Annotated in this window: 3 protein-coding genes; 1 reads left to right on the forward strand and 2 read right to left on the reverse strand. The window is 32.4% G+C overall.

What is annotated here, in order from left to right; genetic code table 11:
- Positions 1-173: 173 nt before the first annotated feature.
- Positions 174-1,127: a hypothetical protein gene (locus JEP40_RS18860; protein WP_198624794.1), complete on the forward strand. Its 954-nt coding sequence runs from the start codon at positions 174-176 to the stop codon at positions 1,125-1,127.
- A gap of 77 nt (positions 1,128-1,204) precedes the next feature.
- On the opposite strand, the gene JEP40_RS18865 is transcribed toward JEP40_RS18860, so the two are convergent.
- Both JEP40_RS18865 and JEP40_RS18870 read right to left on the reverse strand, forming a co-directional pair.
- Complete coding sequence (locus JEP40_RS18865; protein ID WP_198624795.1) at positions 1,205-1,900, reverse strand: fimbrial protein; 696 nt, start codon at positions 1,898-1,900, stop codon at positions 1,205-1,207.
- 143 nt (positions 1,901-2,043) lie between these two features.
- Positions 2,044-3,639 carry a fimbrial protein gene (locus tag JEP40_RS18870; RefSeq protein WP_198624796.1) on the reverse strand — a complete coding sequence of 532 codons (1,596 nt, stop codon included), beginning with the start codon at positions 3,637-3,639 and terminating at the stop codon, positions 2,044-2,046.
- Positions 3,640-3,746: the final 107 nt, after the last annotated feature.

Consider the following 3,746-nt stretch of genomic DNA (forward strand, 5'->3'; position numbering starts at 1 on the left):
GTTACATTTTCTTTCAAATAAAAAAGAAAATATAATTTGTGATGGAGTTGGCATTAACAATTTTAAAATATAATATACTGTATATAAATACAGCCATTTTGAGTGTTTGAATGTCAGTATGTGCACTGAAAAGGATGAAGTGCATTATTTAATAAAAAAATAAGGATATTTTAATGAAAAATATTAATGTAAATAAAAGTAATTATATTAGTTCAAAAACCAATGTTTTTGTTGTTAATGACAATGTAAAAGTAGTCGCATCAGGTAATGAAGAATTACCCGCTTATGTTTATGCTCAAAGTAATAATGCAGAAGTTGTATGTTTTGAAGAGGGAGCTCAAATATACGGTGATTCAAGTGAAACCGTTTATGAAAATCCTTCTGAGTTTAATCCTGCAACAGGCAGTAAGTTTGTTACCTTTGGTGATAGCGCCATAATTTGTCCGGGTAATAAATCAGTAAACTGCGCCTTAGGTGATAATACAATTTTTTATACAGGGTATGAATTATTGGGATCACAAAGTTTAATACCTGAAAATGGATATCATGATAAATATAAGTTTTTAGAAGATAGTATCTGTTTTTCTTCAGGGGAAGAATCAACTATTTATACATCACCTGTAGAATATTGTGTCCGGAATACTAAATTAATTAGTACAGGAAAAAACTCTCATATATATGATTATTCACCTTCAACTAATAACATTATTGTATCAACAGGGGAGAGAACACGCGTTAGTTCTAACGGGTGTAAAACAGTTTTATCTACAGGAAATTATTTTTACGCAGATATCAATAATGAATCTTTAAATCAAGAAGTAGATGATTTAGTTGAAAAACAAACAATAGTTTGTTTAGGAGAAGGAAATCGTATTATAACCCACTTTCGATCAACAGTTATTGTGAAAGATACTATTGAGTGGGTTAAATGTGATCGTAGTAGTGTATTAGCTATTTTAACAAAAATAGATAATCGGCCTGATGTTCTGCTTTTTTATACTGAAGATGATAACGGCGAATATCCTAATGATATTAAAGGAAATCAAAGGATTAACTCTTTTAAATATTATCGCTTAAATAGTAATAAAGAATTAGAGATTGTAATAGATCCTAATCATCAACCTTAATTATTATTTATTTAGATGAAAATTATTTAAAAAGGTCACTTAAATTATTAAGTGACCTTTTTAATATCAATAGTAAATTAGTTTTTAGCACAATTATTTTCTAATCCAAGATAACGGTCAAAAGCAATAATAAACTGTTTATGCTCTTTCTTTAACCAAGGATGTTGGTAACTTTCGCCAGGTAATATCTGTAATATTTTGGCATTTTCTTCATCAGAATCACACTTATCATTTAACAGTAAGCGAAAATAAGTATTGCCTGTATTTTTGATGGTTCCGGCAATATTGTTATGATCATAAGTGAATTTCATTTCACGAGGACGAATAACCATCACGGTATTTAACCCAACAGTCGGAACGACTAAAGGTTGTTTACTGTTTTCCTGATAGGGTACTAAGTTAATCGGTGTTTCTTCAATAATAATGCGATAATAACGTTCTTTATCGTCTTTAGCGCCTTTATAAAATAATTTAAAAAACTCGTGTTCATTAGGTAATAATACTTTTTGCAAAGGTGTATAAAGTATTTCACCATCATCTATGGGGAGTTGTTTTTCATCTTTTTCTTTGCCTCCCGGTTTTTCTATTTTATAGACATGAATTTTATAAAGATTCGTTCTGTCAGTATTATTAAGATAAGTGCGAGAAAAAAAAGATTTATCCGACTCAAGGGTAAAAACTTCAGAGCCAACATAAAGCGCTTGAGCTGAAAATGTCAGACTGTAAAGCGTTAATATACTGATAAAATTTAATATTCTTTTCATTCTTTTCATTTTTTTTCTTTAGTTAACCCGTTTTAATGAATGATAATAAAGAAGTCTATAATATCATTAATACAAAAATCATCGTGCATTATTAAAAATAAAAAAACGGGCATAAACACGCAATTTATACCCGCTAATTGACCGGCTATTGTTTAATGAATGTCTGGACCAGACCATTCAGCAAATACATTGACATAACCGCTAGCTTCTACCACGCCAATCCAGTCTTCACCCTCCATTGAGAAAAGAGAGGTACTTTCATTCATTGGGAAGGTGAGTTGTAAATCGGTACGATAAAAATAACCCTCTAACTGATAAGGATAAGGCCATGTGGTTTGTGTCCATAAGGCTTCTTTAATGGAGATAGGCTCATTATCACAAGCTGTGCGGGTTTTAACTTTTGAACCCCCTTCATCGGTATAAGTCAGGTAAGCTGAAAACGGCACGTTCATCTTTTTATCTTTGGAGCTAAATAAGCAGTAAGGTTGGCCACGAACGATTGTTTTAGGTCCTTCAACAGAGGCCGTAATTTTATTTGCTTGGCGAAATGCACTGGTTGTGACGATATAGTCGAAGGTTAGCGGCGGCTCTTTATCGCCTACTTTTCCTTCTTTATGAGGGTTACTCACTAGTTCTTTAGAGACAATACTAATGCCATAATCGCGAGGCTTGATAATTATCGTGTTAGAAGGGGTAAATTCATAATAGCCAGATTGTGATAATCTTGTATTATCAATAAAGAAGGTAAATAACTCTTGGCTTTTAGCTAAATCAATTTGGTTGGAGATGATCTCTTTTAGAAAATCCTGTCCCATGAAAATAAAAATATCACCATCACCATTAGTTATAACTTTATCTATATTTATTGCTGAAGTTCCTGATACCCATGAATTATTTCCATCTCCTATAAGGAGCGAATTTTTTGCCTTACTACTTATTGAATCTAAGATACTGTGAAGTTTTAAACTGATCCTGATACTGTAATTTTTAAATGTGCCTTCGTAGTTATAGGCGACAAGTGAACACATAATACCTTGTTTTTTGTCCACAATAGCATTTTCGCAAAACTGAGAACCTAACCCTAATACAGCATTACCATTACTATCAACAAAGATTTCTTGTAACGCATTAGTTGATTTTAATGTTAAATGCCCATCTTTCGTAATATCAAATATATGTCCTCCAGTTTTCCCTCCGACAGACTGGCAGGTTTGTCCATTTTTAGGGTTATAATCATCCATAGTGGAACAAAAGGAGTAATTAAAGGTATGCATAGAAGAAATCGGAAGTTGCTTTATAAATTGATATATTGAATCAGAAAATATCCCTCTGGGAATATTTGCTCCACCGCCGGTTGTTGTTATTGGAATGTGATAAGCGCCATTATCAAAGAGATAATCTGCTTTTAATATTCCATCGCTAGGACAAGAACTATCGTCTTTTTTACAACGTTGTCCAAGAAAAGGGGTTTTTATAGTTGAATCATCTAGCCAAATATCTAAATATCCCCCTTTTTTGGCTGATGCCCCATCACTTCCATATCCCATATAACCTAAACTATCTTGTTTATCAAGGTTGTATTTTGTAAAGACGTTAGCGCCACTAAAGCGGGGATCTACTTTTCTTGGTGCGATAAAAAATTCGTTATCAATATTGTTCTCAATAAAAATAATTGAGTTATTATAATGTCCGCTATAAGCATATGTAGAAAATAAACTTAAAATAAGAAATAGACTTTTTCTAAACATAATAATTAGAGCCCTAATCTCGATTTGCCAACGTCGTTTGTGGATCACAAATCACATCACCCACCCATAACACACCGCGTGCAGAGGAAAGATCTAATTCAGCCTCA

This window comes from Proteus vulgaris (genome assembly GCF_016239305.1).
GTDB lineage: Bacteria > Pseudomonadota > Gammaproteobacteria > Enterobacterales > Enterobacteriaceae > Proteus > Proteus vulgaris_C.

What these genes read in the sequence shown, in the direction of transcription:
- JEP40_RS18865 (WP_198624795.1), bottom strand. Translation starts at nt 1,900, where the DNA reads ATGAAAAGAATGAAAAGAATATTAAATTTTATCAGTATATTAACGCTT.
- JEP40_RS18860 (WP_198624794.1), top strand. Translation starts at nt 174, where the DNA reads ATGAAAAATATTAATGTAAATAAAAGTAATTATATTAGTTCAAAAACC.
- JEP40_RS18870 (WP_198624796.1), bottom strand. Translation starts at nt 3,639, where the DNA reads ATGTTTAGAAAAAGTCTATTTCTTATTTTAAGTTTATTTTCTACATAT.